The following is a 15,173-nucleotide window of genomic DNA, read 5'->3' as shown; positions in this document are numbered from 1 at the left end:
GATCCCGCAGTGCCATCATGACGACATGGCAGGGCAGGCTCGGAACATCGGCAAGTGGCAGCCAGCGGCACCGAGAGGCTACTTCGACGGGACCGTCGAGGTCCTCCACCACGACCGCGCTCTGCCGGAGGCGTCAGTCAGCTTCTCCGGCGGCCCGGACCGCGTCCACACCGACGACTCCGAGACCGAGACCGAGTTCGACCCGGTCCGTCGCGTCGGCTTCACCGCCCCGCTCGTGGTCCGTGAGCCGCTCGTCTGGGAGGGCGACCAGGCCTGAGCGCGCGCCTCAGGAGTAGGTCGACGAGGTCTCGATGAGCACGTCGTGCAGGGCGAGCTCAGCAGCGCTGCGGACGCGACCGGTGCGGTGCGCGACGAGGATGCGCCTCGGGGGAGCGGTGTCGCCCAGGGAGATGACGCGTACGTCGGGATGCTGGTTGACGGTTGCCGTCCTGGGGGCGAGCGCGATCCCGAGACCGACGCTGACCATCGCCTGGGCCTCCTGGTAGTCGTTGGCCTGGAACGCGATGGTCGGGTTGAAGCCCGCGGCGACGGCGCTGCGCTGCAGGACCTCGACGACCGGGTGACCGCCCGCGCGGATGATCCAGGGCTCCTCGGCGAGGTCGGCCATCCGGACCGTACGCCGCCGGGCGAGGCGGTGGGTGGCCCCGACGAGCAGCACGGTGGGGTCGGTGAAGAGCTCGGTGAGCACCAGCTCGTCGTTGCCGACCCGCTCCCAGGCGTAGTCCCACAGGAGGGACATGGCGACCTTGCCCTCCTCCAGCATGCGCACGAGGTCGTCCTCGCGGCCGCTGTGGATGGTCAGCGCGATGTTGGGGTAGAGCTCCTTGTAGCGCCGGACCGCCAGGGGTAGGAACGAGCTGCCGATCGTGGGGAAGGTGCCCAAGGTGACGCTGCCGCGACGTACTCCTGCGATGTCGGCGAGGTCCGACTCGGCGGCCGCCAGTTGGCGCAGGACCTTGCGTGCGTGGGTGGCGAGCACCAGGCCCGCGTCGGTCGGGGTCATGCCCCGGGCGTGGCGGTCGAGGAGCGGCTGGCCGGCCTCGCGCTCGAGCCTCAGAAGCTGCTGCGAGATCGCGGACGGTGTGTAGCCCAGCGCCGTGGCGGCACTGGTCACGGATCCTTCCTCCACGATCGCCAACAGGATCTGCAGCCGTTTGATGTCGATCACGACCCCAGTCTGCATGAAGTTCTGCTACATGGCCATGTAGGGCCGTGCAGTGCTGCTTCAGCCGCGACGACGTGCAACGAGGCATGGGAACCGTTCCGGAGGCGCCTGTCGAGCATGCAGCTTTGCTACACGATCATGTTCGAACTCGCGATTGTGCTACAAGTCACCTCGCTCCAGTCTGTGTGGGTCCGGAGAGCCCGGACGACTCGGCTCAGGAGGCAATATGCGCGAGATCGCCGCGACATGGATGCGGGGTGGCACCAGCAAGTGCTGGGTCTTCCGTCGCGACGACCTGCAGGTCCCGGATCTGTCCGTCGACGAGGTGCTGCTGCGGATCTACGGCAGCCCCGACCACCGTCAGGTCGACGGGGTCGGTGGTGGCACGTCCACCACGAGCAAGGCGGTCATCCTGGCTCCCTCGGCAACGTCCGGGGTGGACGTGGAGTACACGTTCGCCCAGGTCGGCATCGAGGAGGCCAAGGTCGACTGGGGGAGCAACTGCGGCAACTGCTCCGCCGTGGTCGCGTCGTTCGCGATCAGGGAGGGCTGGATACGGCCCGGGGCGTCCGAGACGGCGGTTCGGGTCCTCAACACCAACACCGACCAGCTCATCGTGCAGCGCGTCCCGACCCCCGGCGGCGTGCTCGACGAAGAGGCCTCCGCGACCATCCCCGGCGTCCCCTTCCTCGGCGCACCGGTGCACATGGGGTTCGTCGACCCGGCCGGCCGGAGCACCGGACACCTCTTCCCCACAGGGCATCAGCGCGACACCCTGTCCGGGGCGGTGGGCGGCGTCGTCGTCACCCTCGTCGACGCGGGCGCGCCCGTCGTCGCCGCCCACGCCGCCGACTTCGGTGTGCGCGGTGACGAGGACATCGCCGAGCTCGACATGGTGCCGGGCCTGCTGGCCCGTCTCGATGCCGTACGCCGGGAAGCGGGTGTCCTGATGGGACTCGCCCCGACCCCGGAGGCCGTCGCCCGGGCCGTTCCCAAGCTCGCGCTGGTCGCCGCTCCCGATGCGGCGAACGAGGAGGGGACCGACCTGACCGTCCGCATGCTGTCGATGGGGCGCTTCCACCCGGCGGTCCCGGTCACCGGCTCCGTGGCGCTGACGCTGGCCGCCGACGCCCCCGGAACGGTGGTGCACGACCTCGTCCCCGAGGGGCGGCCCACCACCGGCCTGCGGCTCGGCACGCCCGCGGGCCGGGTCAGCACCTTCGCCGAGGAGCACGACGGCGTCCCCGTCGTCGGCGTCGTACGCACCTACCGCCGTCTCGCCCACGGATCCGTGGTCCTGCCGGACCCGCCGCTGCTGCCGTCCGCATCGGCTTAACCATCTGACCCCTTGACACGGGATGCCCGTGTGAGGCTCGCTTCACCTGGAGGAACTCATGACCCAGCACGTCGATGAAGAGGACGTGGCCACGACTGCAGACGAGGATGCCGGCTCCGCGCAGGATCCGCCGGAACGCCCCGCGCCGAGCCCGCGACTCGCCGGCGCAGTCCTCGCAGGCTTCACCGCGTTGGCGGTGGGCGTCTCCGTCCTGGGCGGGGACTTCTTGAACCCGGCCGCCTCGACGGCCGACGGTGACTACTCGGGTGAGACCGTCGAGATGATGATCCCGCTGGCCGAGGGTGGCGGCACGGACACCTGGGCGCGGTTCGTCGGCGCCGAGCTGACCGAGGCGGTGCCCGGCTCGCCGGGCCTGGCGCCGGTCAACGACGACGGTGGCGAGGGCATCCTCGGCACCAACCACTTCATGACCTCGGCGAAGACCGATGGGACCGAGGTGCTGGTCAGCACGGCCTCGACGGTGGTGCCCTATCTCCTCGACATGCCGGCCGTGCGCTACGACTTCGACAAGCTCCGGCCCATCCTCGCCAACGGCACCGGAGCGGTCGTCTACGCCCGGACCGGCGCCGGCGTACGGGGGGTGGAGGACCTCGTCGGCCGCGACAAGCCCCTCATCTTCGGTGGCATCGCGGCGACCAGCCTCGACCTCACCACGATGCTGGCCTTCGACCTCCTCTCCGCCGACATCGACGCGACCTTCGGTTTCGAGGGCCGCGGCCCGGTCAACCTCGCGCTGCAGCGCGGCGAGGTCGACATCGACTACCAGACGACGTCCTCCTACGAGCCCGCGGTCGAGCCGCTGGTCGAGGACGGCACCGCGGTGCCGCTCTTCTCGCTCGGGCAGGTGGACGAGGACGGCGAGATCGTGCGCGATCCCAACTTCCCCGACCTGCCGACCGTCGTCGAGGTGTACGAGCAGATCCACGGAGAGCAGCCCGACCCCGCGGCGCTGGAGACCTATCGCGCCATCCTGGCGCTGACCTACACGTACCAGAAGGCACTCTGGGTGCCCGAGGACACACCGGACGAGGCGGTCGAGCTGCTGCGCTCGACGGCGGACGAGATGGGCGCCGAGCCCGCCTTCCAGAAGTCCGCGGCCGAGGTGCTGGGTGGCTATCCGCTCGACGCCTCACCCGACCTCGCCGACCGGATCGGCGAGGCGTACCGGGTGGACGAGAGCGTCCGCGAGGACGTCCTCGAGCTGCTCGAGACCGACTACGACATCACCATCGAGCAGAGGTAGAACGATGACCGACGCAGCCTTCTCGGCCCTCGCCTCCCTGGCCGATCCCTCACTTCTCATCATGCTCGCCGTCGGCGTGGTGGCCGGCCTGATCATCGGCCTCATCCCCGGTCTCGGCGGCACCGGCGCGGTGGCGATCCTGCTACCCATCACGTTCGGCATGGACCCCGAACCCGCTCTCGCCATGCTCATCGGCGCCCTGGCCGTCGTGCACACCTCGGACACCGTCGCCGCCGTGCTGCTCGGTGCACCCGGATCGGCCTCGGCCAGCGTGACGATGCTCGACGGCTACTCCATGGCGAGACAGGGGCAGGCCAAACGGGCGCTGTCCCTCGCCTTCCTCTCCTCGATGGCCGGCGGCCTGATCGGGGCGGTCGGGCTCACCCTCGCCATCCCGCTGGCACGGCCGCTGGTGCTGTCCTTCGGCAGCCCAGAGCTCTTCATGCTGACCATCCTCGGCGTCTCGCTCGCCGCGGTGCTCTCGCGCGGCAATGTCGTCAAGGGCCTGACCGCGGGTCTGCTCGGGCTCCTCCTCGGTCTGGTCGGCACCTCGCCCACGACGGCCGAGGAGCGGTTCTCCTTCGGGTCGCTGTTCCTCAGCGACGGCATCTCCCTGGTCGCCGTCGCGCTAGGCGTGTTCGGCCTCGCCGAGATCGCCAGCCGCGTCGGTCAGCGCCGGGTGACCGAGAAGCCCGTGGAGCTCTCCGGCGGCTGGGGATCCGGCATCCGCGAGTGGATCACCCACTGGACCCACGTCATCCGGGGCGCCCTGATCGGCATCTGGGCCGGTGTCCTGCCCGGGGTCGGCGCGACCGCCGGCACCTGGCTCGCCTACGGGCAGGCCGTCGCCACCGCCAAGGACAAGCGCAAGTTCGGCAAGGGCGACCCTCGCGGCATCGTCGGTCCGGAGAGCGCCAACAACTCCGTCGAGGCCGGCGACCTGATCCCGACCTTCCTCTTCGGCATCCCCGGAGGCGTGCCGTCGGCGATGCTGCTCGGGATGCTGCTGACGTACGGCATCCAGCCGGGGCCGGCGATCGTCACCGACCACCTCGACCTGATGTACCTGATCGTGTGGGCGTTCGCGATCGCCTCGGTCGCCGGAGCGTTCCTCTGCTTCCTGGCCACCGGGTCGCTGGCGAAGCTCACCAAGGTGCCCTTCGCTGTCCTCGGGCCGGGTCTCCTCGTGGTGATGCTCCTGGGTGCGTTCCAGGAGGGTGGCCAGCTCGGCGACCTGTGGGTGATGGTCGTGCTCGGAGTCGTCGGCTTCTTCCTCAAGGCCACCGGCATGCCGCGGGCACCGTTCCTGATCGGCTTCGTCCTGGCCATCCCGATGGAGCGCTACTACTACCTGACCGCGAGCCTGTACGACGGTGCCTCCTGGGTCGCCCGGCCCGGCGTGCTCGTCTTCGCCGCGCTGCTGGTCGTGCCCGTGCTGTGGTCCCTGGTCAAGCGGCTCCGCCGAGCGTCCGGGGCTGTCGACGACGGCCACCGTGACGAGCACGAGACCGACGAGAGCGATGCGGACGAGCTGGAGGGGTCGCTGGCACGTACGCCCTGGTCCCTCGGCGTCGCCGTGATCGCGGTGCTCGTCTTCGCAGGGGCGCTGTGGGTGAGCGGGTCGTTCTCCGACGAGGCGCAGCTGATGCCTCGGCTCGTGGCCCTGGGCGGTCTCGCCGCAGCGGCCGTGCTGACCTGGCAGGAGCTCAGGTCCCGGCGGGACGTCCCACGGGACAGCAGTGGTCCCGCCAGCGGTCCCGTCGACGAGCCGTCCGGTTCCTCCGGCGCGACCATGCTCGCCACCCGGGTCGAGCCGAGGCTCGACGCCAGAGCCCTGAGCCGGCGCCACGACCTGCTGATCGGGGCTCGCACCTTCGCGGCCATGGCAGCGTTCCTGGTGCTCGTCATGGTCGGTGGCTACCTGGCGGCGACGCTGGTGTTCACCCCGTTGTTCCTCCTGTACGCAGCCCGCACCCGCCCGCGCACGGCGATCATCTACACCCTCGTCCTGGGTGCGGTGCTCCTGGCGCTGCCGTCGCTGCTGCCGGTCGACCTGCCGTTGGGTCTTCTGCAGTGACCGCGCCGATCTCCCGCCCGTCCACGTATCACCGAAAGGAACGCCGATGACCATCGTCGTCGCCTACGCCGACACCCCACCCGGACACGCCGCCGTCACGGCTGCGGTCACCGAGTCCCGTGAGGGCGAGACGGTGGTCGTCGTCCCCGCCGTACGCGGCGAGCGGGTCCCCGAGGTGGGCGAGCTCGAGGGCCGCTGGCCCGACCTCGCCGGCCGCGTCGAGGTCGAGCGCGGAGACCTGGGTGACCCCAGCGACACCGTCGTCCAGGTCGCCCAGCGCCTCGAAGCACGTCTGATCATCCTGGGTCTGCGGGCGCGGACCCCGGTCGGCAAGCTGGTCTTCGGCAGCACCGCTCAGCGGATCCTGCTCGACGCCACCTCGCCGGTGCTCGCGGTCAAGCCGCCCGTGGCCGCCACCTGAGCGTGGACGAGGCGCCGCCGCATCAGCCATTTGGCTGATTCCCGGCTCAGCCTTGTTCGCGATGATCTGCCATGCCACCGCTGATGGAGTTGGTGGCATGGCAGATTCTCTTGTTCGTACGCGGTCGGTCGCCCGTCCGCACGTCGCAGACAGGTTGACCTCACGGCGAGGGGCGTGGCTGGCCCTCGGGCTCGCAGCGGTCGTGATGGGCGTGCTCTTCGGACTCCTCGGCGGGGTGGAGGCACCGGAGCGGTCCGGGCAGGCGCCGGTGGGCTCGGAGTCGACGCGCGTCGGTGAGCTGATGGAGGAGTTCCCGGGGGCGGACCGTCAGGCCGCGATCGTCGTCGCCACGCGCGCGGACGGCGGCGAGCTCTCCGCGGGTGACCTCGAGGGTCTCCGCCCGGTCGGGGACGCGGCGGGTGCCGGCGAGCCCATGGTCAGCGAGGACGGGAGGGCGGCGGTCCTGTCGGCCCCGATCAGGGTCGGAGCCGACAACGCCGAGACGGAGGCGACGATCGAGGCCCTTCGTACGGCCATCGCGGCGAAGGCGCCCGACGGGATCATCCTCGAGGTGACCGGTGGGCCGGCATTCGGTGCCGACATGGCCGCCGCCTTCGAGGGCGCGGACGTCACGCTGCTGCTGGTGACGATCCTGATCGTCGCGATCCTGCTGATCATCACCTACCGATCGCCGGTGCTGTGGCTCGTCCCGCTGATCGTGGTCGCGCTCGCCGACGGGCTGGCGGCGAGGGTCACCGCGGCGGCCGGAGCGCTGTGGAACCTCGAGTTCGACGCCGGCATCGTCAGCGTGCTCGTGTTCGGCGCCGGCACGAACTACGCGCTCCTGCTGATCTCCCGCTACCGGGAGGAGCTGCAGCAGAGCGAGGACGACCGGGCTGCGCTGAGCCGCGCCTGGCGCACGACGGTCCCCGCGGTGCTCGCCTCGAACGTGACGGTCGTGCTCGCCCTGCTGGCCCTGGTCTTCGCCACGATCCCGATGACCCGCGGCCTGGGGATCCCGGCCGCGATCGGTCTGCTGATCGCGCTGGTGGCGGTGCTGTTCGTGCTGCCGCCGTTGCTGGCGGTGTGCGGGCGCAGGCTCTTCTGGCCGTTCATCCCTCGCCCTGGCGGGGCACGCACCCAGGGGCGTACGTGGCGGGTGATCGCCTCCCGGGTCGCGAAGCGGCCGGTGGCAAGCCTCGTCGGCGGGCTCGCGCTGCTCGCGGTGATGGCCGCCGGCCTGTTCGGCACCTCGGTCGGCCTCGACCAGGTCGAGAAGTTCCGGGTGCAGTCCGAGTCGGCCGCCGGCCTGGAGACGCTCTCGGCCCACTTCCCGCCGGGCGAGGCCCAGCCGATCCACGTCGTCGCCGACAGCACGGCGACCGACGAGGTGGTTGCGGCCGTGGCCGAGGTCGAGGGAGTCGTACGCGCCCACCCGGCCGGAACCACCGACGACGGATCGCTCACGAAGATCTCCGTGACCAGCGCCTTCTCGCCGGGCACCGAGCGCAGCCTCGACCAGATCGCCGAGCTTCGTGAGGCCGTCCACCCGATCCCGGGCGCGGACGCGCTCGTCGGCGGTGCCGTCGCCACCGAGCTGGACGCGAAGGAGGGGAGCGAGCGCGACCTGCTGCTGGTCGCGCCGCTGGTGCTCGCGGTGAGCTTCCTCGTCCTCCTCGCACTGCTGCGTTCGCTGGTCGCCCCGGTGCTGCTGCTCCTGGTCAACCTCGCCAGCGCGGCGGCCGCGATCGGGGCGGGGAGCTGGCTGAGCCGGGTGCTGTTCGACCAGCACGCACTCGACCTCCAGGTGCCGATCCTGGCGTTCCTGTTCCTGGTCGCGCTCGGGATCGACTACACGATCTTCCTCGTCCACCGGGCGCGCTCGGAGGTGGCGACGGTCGGCACCCGGGCGGCCATGGTCGAGGCGGTCGCCCACACGGGCAACGTGATCACCAGCGCGGGCATCGTGCTGGCCGCGGTGTTCGCCGCGCTCGGGGTGCTCCCGCTGGTGGTCCTCGGACAGCTCGGCCTGATCGTCGGGGTCGGCGTGCTCGTCGACACGCTGGTGGTGCGCACGGTGATCGTCCCGGCGATCTTCGCACTCGTCGGCGAACGAATCTGGTGGCCGAGCAGGCCGGCGGGGCGGGCCGGGAGAGTATTGGTCTCATGAGCGTCGTGCACATGCCGCTGGGGTGGACCGGCCCCTCGGGTTCCACCTCGGCCCGGTCGACGGTGCGGGCCATGGAGGTCGGCCAGCACGTCATCGCCGTCGTGCTGACCGCGATCGGCGTCAGCCGTGCCGTCGGCGACGGCGTGGCGCTTCCGGTCGCGGTCGCCTCGGGAGTCGCGATCCTCGGGTGGCACACCGCCGGGGTGGTCCTGCCCTCCCGGACACGCTCGCGCCGGCTCCTGGTGTGGTGGCTGGTCGGCTTCGCCGCGATCTGGACCGCCGCGGTCGTGGTCTCGGCCGAGTTCGTCTGGCTGGCGTTCCTGCTGTGGCTGCTCGCCGGTCACCTGCTGCCGCTGCGCTGGGGGCTGGCCTTCTCGGCACTGATCCTCGTGGTCGTGATCGTCGCCCCCGTCCTGGACCGCGGCACGACCAGCTATGCGGACGTCTTCGGCCCGGTCATCGGCGGCATCTTCGCGTTCGGCATCTCGCGTGGCTACCTCCAGCTCCTGCGGGACGCCGCCGAGCGCGAGCGGCTGGTGACCTCGCTGCGGAGCGCCCAGCAGGAGATGGCCGAGCTGCAGGACGAGCTCGTGCTGGCGCAGCGCCACTCCGGGGCCGTCGCCGAGCGCACCCGGATCTCCCGCGACATCCACGACACCATCGCCCAGGCGCTCTCCTCGATCCGGCTGCTGACCCATGCCGGCGGCAGCCGCACCACGGACGAGGACGCGTCGCGGACGTTCGCGCAGGTCGAGGCGCTCGCCGGCGACAGCCTCGCCGACGTACGCCGGATCGTGGCGGCGCTGGCTCCCGCCGAGCTCGAGGACGCCGCGCTCGCCTCGGCGCTGCGGCGGATGCTCGACCGCGCGCACGACGAGGCGGGCCTGGTGGCCGAGCTCCATGTCGACGACACCCTCCCGCTGCTGCGGACCGAGGTCGAGGTCGCACTGCTCCGCACCGCGCAGTCGGCGCTGTCCAACGTACGTCTCCACGCCGGCGCCACCCGGGTCGTCGTCACCCTGACCGACGACCAGGACTCGGTACGCCTGGACATCAGCGACGACGGGGCCGGCTTCGACGTCGCCGCCTGGGAGCAGGACGCCGGCGGCGCGGGATCGTCGAGCTACGGCCTGCGGTTCATGCGGGCCCGGCTTCGCGAGCTCGGCGGCGGGCTCGACGTGGAGAGCACGCCCGGGGAGGGCACCGCGATCTCCGCCCATCTGCCGATCCACACCGAGGGGCCGCGATGACCACGGTGCTCCTCGTCGACGACCACCCGGTCGTACGCAGCGGGCTGCGTGCGGTGATCGACGCCGGCGAGTCCCTGCGGGTGATCGGCGAGGCGGCCACGGGGGAGGAGGCGATCGTGCTCGCCGGCGACCTCCGTCCCGATGTCGTGCTGTGCGACCTGCGGCTCGGCAGCGGGATCGACGGCATCCGGACCACCGCCGCGCTGAGGGCTCTCGACCCGGCGCCGGCGGTGCTGATCCTGACGACCTTCGACCGTGACGCCGAGGTGCTCGGCGCGATCGAGGCCGGTGCCGCCGGCTATCTCCTCAAGGACGTCGACCCGGAGGTCATCGTCGAGGGGATCCGGCGGGCCGCCGCCGGTGACATGGTGCTCGCGCCGGACCTCGCCGCGCGGGTGCTCAAGGGCATGCGGAGCCCGCTGCCGCGGCTGACCGACCGGGAGATCGAGGTGCTGCGGCACCTGGCGCGGGGCGCCACGAACCGGGAGATCGCCCGCACGCTCTTCGTCACCGAGGCGACCGTGAAGAGCCACCTCGCGCACATCTTCACCAAGCTCGACGTCGACAGCCGCTCCCGAGCGATCCACGTCGCCCAGGAGACCGGCCTGATCTGAATCAGTGCTCGATGAGCCCGGACTGGTAGGCCCAGACGGCGGCCTGCAGCCGCGACTTCACCCCGAGCTTGGGCATCATCCGGGCCAGATGGGACTTCACCGTGGAGACCTCGAGGACGAGGGCCTGGGCGATCTCCTCGTTGGACATGCCCTCGGCGAGGTGGAGCAGGATGTCGAGCTCGCGGGTGGTGAGGAGCTCGGTGCCGCGGGCGGCGGTCACGGGCTGCGTACGCCTCCGGGTGACGACCTCGCGCAGGACGCGGCGGGTCAGGGAGGTGTCGAGGGTGCCATGACCGGCGGCGACGGAGCGGACGGCGGCGACGATGGCGTCGGGGTCGGCGTCCTTGAGGAGGAAGCCGGAGGCGCCGGCCTCGAGGGCGCCGAAGACGTAGTCGTCGATGTCGAAGGTGGTCAGGACGAGCACCGGGACCGGGTCGGCGACGTCGGGTCCGCAGAGCTCGCGGGTGGCGCTGATGCCGTCGCGGCCGGGCATCCGGATGTCCATGCAGACCACGTCGGGGCGCAGCGCCAGCGCCTGCTCGACGGCTTTCGCGCCGTCCTCGGCCACCGCGACGACCTCGATGTCGGGCTCGGTCTCCAGCAGCGTACGCAGCCCGGCACGCACCAGCGGCTGGTCGTCGGCGACCACGACCCGGATCATCCGGACACCTCCGCGGTCTCGACCGCGGGGATCCGCAGCCGGGTCTGCCAGCCGCCCTCGGCGGTCGGCCCGGCCTCGAGGGTCGAGCCGGTCAGATCGGCGCGCTCCTGCATCCCGACCAGGCCGAGCCCGCGGCGCCTCAGGGACCCGGAAGGCGCGACGGGACCGGGTGGCGGCCCATTGCGCACCATCACCACCACCTCGGCCGGCTCCCGGGCGTCGACGACCACCTCGCACGGCGCTCCCGGCGCATGCCGGGCGGCGTTGGCGAGGCACTCCTGCACGGTGCGGTAGGCGGAGAGCTGGGCGAGCGGCCCGACCTTCTCGAACGCTGTCGCGGGCCCCAGGTTCGAGAGCGACACCGGGAGCCCGGCACGACGGGCGTCCTCGACGAGCGATCCCAGATGGGACAGGCGCTCGTGCCCGCTCGCCTCCTCGGCCTGCCCGGGGCTGCGCAGGAGCGTGACCAGGCCGCGCAGCTCGCGGAGCATCGCGGTGCTCTGGGTGCGGACCTGGCGTACGGACTCCTTCGCGCCCGCCGGGTCGGTGTCGATCTGCCGCTCGACCGCGCCGGTCATCACCGCGATGCCGGTCAGGTGGTGGGCGGCGATGTCGTGGAGCTCGCGCGCCATCGCGGTCCGCTCCTCCGCGATCGCCGCGGCGATCTGAGCGGACTGCTCGCGGTCGACGGCGAGAGCGAGGTCGGTCCGGGCCACCCGGGCATCGCGCCGCGCCCGCACGGTGGCGGCGAGCAGCGCCGGCAGGACGATCACGCCCGCACCCTGGACGAGGCCGGCGAGGGCCGCGGTGCCGGCCGCGAGGCCGATGCTCGTCTGGCTCAGTGCCGTTCCCGCCGCGACCAGCAGCCCGGCACCGGCCAACCCGCCGGCGAGCGCACCGATCCGGCGGGGGAGCGGGGTCGAGGTCACCGCCGACCACACCGCGACCACCACGGCGGCCGAGGAGAGGCTGGTGACGTCGCCCGCGCCGCTCACCGCCAGCACGACCGCACCCGCGGCGACGACCAGCAGCACCGCCAACGGCCGCGCACGCCGCCCGAGCAGCACCACCGCCTGGCCGGTGAGCACCGCGAACGCGACCCACCAACCGGCGCTGCCGAGAGCCGGGGTCCCCGCGACGGACGGGTCGGCGGAGTCGAGGCCGGGTGCGACCACCAGCAGCACCGTGGTGAGCAGCCAGACCACCAGGGGCGGGAGCAGTCGCGTCACGATCCGTGTCGTCACATCGTTCACGCGATCATCCTTTACGCAACCGGTCTCGGTCACCAGCATCTTTCGATGCAAGTACGAAGGTTCGCCCTTTTGCCCGGCGCGACAGGGTCGCTCAGATTCCTAGGTTCGGGTCACGGAATCGACCCGACTCGAAAGAGAACGACCATGACCACCACACTCCCGGTGACCCAGCCGGACCAAGGCCTACGAGCATTCGTACGCCGCCACCAGCTCTCCACGTTCTTCGTGCTCGCCCTCGCGGCGAGCTGGCTGGCCTGGACGCCCTACGTCCTGTCCAACAGCGGCCTCGGCCTCTGGGACCTCACCTTCCCCGGCGGCATGATCGGCGGGCAGCTCCTCGGGATGCTCCCGGGTGCCTACCTCGGCCCGATCGGCAGCGCCGCGCTGGTCACCGGGATCGTCGGCGGCCGGGCGGGCCTGCGGGCCTGGGTTCGGGGGATGTGGCGCTGGCGGGCGAGCTGGCGCTGGTACGCCGGCATCCTGATCGGCGTGCCGGCCGCGATCATCGTCTCGCTGCAGGCCACCGGGCACCAGATGGCGACGCCGTCGCAGGCGTGGCTGATCGTGGCGGTGGCGTACGTCCCGGGGCTGCTGATGCAGATGGTCACGACCGGTCTCGCCGAGGAGCCGGGCTGGCGCGACTTCGCTCTGCCCCGGCTGCAGCGCAAGGTCGGGCCGCTCGGCTCCGCGTTCGTGCTCGGTCCGATCTGGGCGCTGTGGCACATGCCGCTCTTCCTGACCGACTGGGGCGGCTGGCCGGAGGTCAGCTGGTTCGCGCCGCTCGTCTTCGCCGGCTTCTGCTTCACCTTCGGCATCGTGATGACCTGGGTCTTCAACCGCACCGGGCAGAGCCTGCCGCTGGCCATGCTCCTGCACGTCAGCGTCAACAACTTCGCGTCGGTGGCCTTCGCCGAGGTCTTCCCCGACGTCGACGCCGACGAGTTCCAGCTCGCGCTGCTGGTCGGGTCGGGTGTCGTCGCAGCGCTCCTGGTCCTCGCCACGCGCGGGCGGCTGGGATACGTAAAGGAATCGGCTCGGTCTGTATAGATTCAGCAGGTGCCTCTCCGTATCCGGCGCAGTGCCGCGCCGCTCGTCCTCGCTACCATCGCACTCGCCGTGTCGGCGTGCTCCTCCGAGAACACCGACGACGCCGGTGCGCAGAGCAGCCCCAGCCCGTCGGCGGAGAGCGGGTCCGCAACCCCGACGACCGAGCCGACCACCGAGCCGTCCGAGTCGGAGGAGGCCGGTGGGGAATGTGCCACCGGCGACCTGACCTTCACGGTCTCGGAGGAGTCCCAGGCGGGCGGCTACTACCTGGTCACCGCGACCGCCAAGCCCGGCGTGACCTGCACCCTCGCGGGCCGGACGATCGAGGCCGGCTTCGGCTCGGCCGTCTCCGGCGACGTGATGCCGAGCGAGCAGGCCGAGGGCGAGCCGATCACGATGACCGGCTCCACCAAGGCGTACGCCGGGGTCAACCCGCACAGCGGAGCGCAGCAGGGCGGCGTGCAGTTCGACGAGATCATCGTCTCCGCGCGCGAGGGCGACATGGACCCGGTGTCCCTGAAGCTGCCGAGCACCGCCGAGGTCGATCAGCCGATCGGCACCAACTGGCACACCGACGCCGCGAAGGCCGTGCCCTTCTCCGGCTGACCCGTCAGATCCGGTTGATCAGATCCGTTCGGCGACCGGCGCCTCGGAGGCTTCGGCCTCCGGGGCGCCGTCCTCGGCCGCGGTGAGCAGGAAGCGGAGCCGGGTCAGCACCAGGCCAGCGGTGAGGGTGCCGCCGATGACGACGAACGCCCACAGGTGGCCGAGGCCGCTGCCGATGAGGGAGCCGGCCAGCGCCGGTCCGAGGATCTGACCGAGCGTCAGGGTGAGTCCGAGCGAGGCGTTGTAGCGGCCGCGCAGGTGGTCGGGGGCGATGGTGTTCGCCAGGCCGGTCACGATCGGCGCCCACAGCGTCTCGCCGAGGCCGAAGATCGCGAGGCCGATCACGACGGCGGCCACCGCGCCGGCCACGGGCATCAGGTCTGCGGCCGCCAGCACGCTCCAGGCCAGCGACCAGGTCAGCACGGCGCAGGCCAGAGCGGTCGTACGCCGCCACCCCGACGTGAGCCGCAGCAGGACGACCTGCCCGCACACGATCACGGCGGCATTCGCGGCGAAGGCCCAGCCGAGAGCGGTCGCCGGCACCCCGGCCACGTCCACGGCGTAGGCGGTCGCGCCGGCCTCGAGCTGCCCGTAGCCGAAGGTCACCGCGAGCACGCCGCAGCCGACCAGGGCCACCGCCCGCCGGTCCCGGAGCACCTCGCCCCAGGAGCCGGCGGTCGCGTCGTCCGCGTCGCCCTGCGCGGGGCGGGCGGGGGAGCGGACCAGGAAGGCGAGCACCGCGGCGTAGGCGAGGTAGGCGACGGCGTCGCACAGGTAGAGCGTCTGGAAGGTCTCCGGGCGCTCGACGTCGATGAGGAACGCGCTGACCAGGCCGCCCAGGCCGATGCCCGCGTTGAGCCCCAGGAAGGCGAAGCCGTAGGCGCGCTCGCGGTCGGCCGCGGGGACCATCGCGGCCAGCATGGTCGTCGTGCCCGGCCACAGCGGAGAGGCGCCCACGACCACGCCGGCGAGCACCGCCATCGTGGGCACGGTGCCGTCGACGAAGCCGAGCGACCCGATCGAGACCGCCTCCACGGCCAGCGCGCCCAGCAGCACCGCGCGAGGTCCGAAGCGGTCCAGGAGCGCTCCGACCCCGGGGGCGGCGAGCAGGCCGACCACGCCCATCCAGGCGAACATCCAACCGGCGGTCGACGACCCGAGGTCCTGGACCTGGGCCATGTAGACGTAGAGGAACGGCAGGGTGAGGCCGTTGCCGAGGGAGGCGAACGCGAAGCCGGCGAGCACGCGAGCGGCCTGGCTGGGGGAGTTCGGCACGGGTGTGATCGTC

General features: G+C 71.9%; 14 protein-coding genes. 10 read left to right on the top strand and 4 right to left on the bottom strand.

Annotated features, from left to right (window positions below; all coding sequences use genetic code 11):
* The first annotated feature begins 25 nt into the window (after positions 1-25).
* Positions 26-277 (top strand): hypothetical protein, encoded by a 252-nt coding sequence (locus ACWZJV_RS05175; protein WP_457180458.1) that lies wholly within the window; start codon positions 26-28, stop codon positions 275-277.
* 9 nt (positions 278-286) lie between these two features.
* Here the strand turns inward: ACWZJV_RS05175 and ACWZJV_RS05170 are convergent, their stop codons facing one another.
* On the bottom strand, positions 287-1,204 hold the full coding sequence (locus ACWZJV_RS05170; protein WP_457180456.1) for a LysR family transcriptional regulator: 918 nt from the start codon (positions 1,202-1,204) through the stop codon (positions 287-289).
* Between the two features lie 208 nt (positions 1,205-1,412).
* Between ACWZJV_RS05170 and ACWZJV_RS05165 the strand changes: the two genes are divergently transcribed.
* From ACWZJV_RS05165 to ACWZJV_RS05135, 7 genes are all read left to right on the top strand, one after another.
* On the top strand, positions 1,413-2,522 hold the full coding sequence (locus ACWZJV_RS05165; protein WP_457180455.1) for a PrpF domain-containing protein: 1,110 nt from the start codon (positions 1,413-1,415) through the stop codon (positions 2,520-2,522).
* A 58-nt stretch (positions 2,523-2,580) separates the two neighbouring features.
* Positions 2,581-3,786: a Bug family tripartite tricarboxylate transporter substrate binding protein gene (locus tag ACWZJV_RS05160; RefSeq protein ID WP_457180453.1), complete on the top strand. Its 1,206-nt coding sequence runs from the start codon at positions 2,581-2,583 to the stop codon at positions 3,784-3,786.
* Between the two features lie 4 nt (positions 3,787-3,790).
* Entirely contained in the window at positions 3,791-5,863 is a 2,073-nt protein-coding gene (locus ACWZJV_RS05155; RefSeq protein WP_457180452.1) for a tripartite tricarboxylate transporter permease, read from the top strand.
* Positions 5,864-5,909: 46 nt separating this feature from the next.
* Positions 5,910-6,284 carry a universal stress protein gene (locus ACWZJV_RS05150; protein ID WP_457180451.1) on the top strand — a complete coding sequence of 125 codons (375 nt, stop codon included), beginning with the start codon at positions 5,910-5,912 and terminating at the stop codon, positions 6,282-6,284.
* A gap of 97 nt (positions 6,285-6,381) precedes the next feature.
* On the top strand, positions 6,382-8,454 hold the full coding sequence (locus tag ACWZJV_RS05145; RefSeq protein WP_457180450.1) for an MMPL family transporter: 2,073 nt from the start codon (positions 6,382-6,384) through the stop codon (positions 8,452-8,454).
* On the top strand, positions 8,451-9,704 hold the full coding sequence (locus ACWZJV_RS05140; RefSeq protein ID WP_457180449.1) for a sensor histidine kinase: 1,254 nt from the start codon (positions 8,451-8,453) through the stop codon (positions 9,702-9,704). The genes ACWZJV_RS05145 and ACWZJV_RS05140 overlap by 4 nt, the downstream gene beginning before the upstream one ends.
* A complete protein-coding gene (locus ACWZJV_RS05135) occupies positions 9,701-10,318 on the top strand; it encodes a response regulator (RefSeq protein WP_457180448.1) in 618 nt (205 codons plus the stop codon). The genes ACWZJV_RS05140 and ACWZJV_RS05135 overlap by 4 nt, the downstream gene beginning before the upstream one ends.
* A gap of 1 nt (position 10,319) precedes the next feature.
* Here ACWZJV_RS05135 and ACWZJV_RS05130 read toward each other — a convergent pair whose 3' ends face one another.
* Both ACWZJV_RS05130 and ACWZJV_RS05125 read right to left on the bottom strand, forming a co-directional pair.
* On the bottom strand, positions 10,320-10,979 hold the full coding sequence (locus ACWZJV_RS05130; RefSeq protein ID WP_457180447.1) for a response regulator: 660 nt from the start codon (positions 10,977-10,979) through the stop codon (positions 10,320-10,322).
* The gene (locus ACWZJV_RS05125; protein ID WP_457180446.1) at positions 10,976-12,232 is read right to left on the bottom strand and encodes a sensor histidine kinase; all 1,257 of its coding nucleotides are present in this window, start codon (positions 12,230-12,232) and stop codon (positions 10,976-10,978) included. The genes ACWZJV_RS05130 and ACWZJV_RS05125 overlap by 4 nt, the downstream gene beginning before the upstream one ends.
* Before the next feature lie 144 nt (positions 12,233-12,376).
* Between ACWZJV_RS05125 and ACWZJV_RS05120 the strand changes: the two genes are divergently transcribed.
* Both ACWZJV_RS05120 and ACWZJV_RS05115 read left to right on the top strand, forming a co-directional pair.
* On the top strand, positions 12,377-13,279 hold the full coding sequence (locus tag ACWZJV_RS05120; protein WP_008358146.1) for a type II CAAX endopeptidase family protein: 903 nt from the start codon (positions 12,377-12,379) through the stop codon (positions 13,277-13,279).
* Positions 13,280-13,288: 9 nt separating this feature from the next.
* Complete coding sequence (locus tag ACWZJV_RS05115; protein ID WP_457180445.1) at positions 13,289-13,885, top strand: DUF4232 domain-containing protein; 597 nt, start codon at positions 13,289-13,291, stop codon at positions 13,883-13,885.
* A gap of 18 nt (positions 13,886-13,903) precedes the next feature.
* Here ACWZJV_RS05115 and ACWZJV_RS05110 read toward each other — a convergent pair whose 3' ends face one another.
* Positions 13,904-15,160, bottom strand: a complete 1,257-nt coding sequence (locus ACWZJV_RS05110; protein WP_457180444.1) for an MFS transporter — start codon at positions 15,158-15,160, stop codon at positions 13,904-13,906.
* Between the last annotated feature and the right edge of the window lie 13 nt (positions 15,161-15,173).

It is taken from the genome of Nocardioides sp. WG-D5, assembly GCF_054031175.1.
Note: the sequence above shows the minus strand (reverse complement) of the source record. Positions and strands in the feature narration are given on the sequence as shown.

Coding starts and splice junctions, on each gene's coding strand:
- ACWZJV_RS05175 (WP_457180458.1), top strand. CDS start 26: ATGGCAGGGCAGGCTCGGAACATCGGCAAGTGGCAGCCAGCGGCACCG.
- ACWZJV_RS05170 (WP_457180456.1), bottom strand. CDS start 1,204: ATGCAGACTGGGGTCGTGATCGACATCAAACGGCTGCAGATCCTGTTG.
- ACWZJV_RS05165 (WP_457180455.1), top strand. CDS start 1,413: ATGCGCGAGATCGCCGCGACATGGATGCGGGGTGGCACCAGCAAGTGC.
- ACWZJV_RS05160 (WP_457180453.1), top strand. CDS start 2,581: ATGACCCAGCACGTCGATGAAGAGGACGTGGCCACGACTGCAGACGAG.
- ACWZJV_RS05155 (WP_457180452.1), top strand. CDS start 3,791: ATGACCGACGCAGCCTTCTCGGCCCTCGCCTCCCTGGCCGATCCCTCA.
- ACWZJV_RS05150 (WP_457180451.1), top strand. CDS start 5,910: ATGACCATCGTCGTCGCCTACGCCGACACCCCACCCGGACACGCCGCC.
- ACWZJV_RS05145 (WP_457180450.1), top strand. CDS start 6,382: ATGGCAGATTCTCTTGTTCGTACGCGGTCGGTCGCCCGTCCGCACGTC.
- ACWZJV_RS05140 (WP_457180449.1), top strand. CDS start 8,451: ATGAGCGTCGTGCACATGCCGCTGGGGTGGACCGGCCCCTCGGGTTCC.
- ACWZJV_RS05135 (WP_457180448.1), top strand. CDS start 9,701: ATGACCACGGTGCTCCTCGTCGACGACCACCCGGTCGTACGCAGCGGG.
- ACWZJV_RS05130 (WP_457180447.1), bottom strand. CDS start 10,979: ATGATCCGGGTCGTGGTCGCCGACGACCAGCCGCTGGTGCGTGCCGGG.
- ACWZJV_RS05120 (WP_008358146.1), top strand. CDS start 12,377: ATGACCACCACACTCCCGGTGACCCAGCCGGACCAAGGCCTACGAGCA.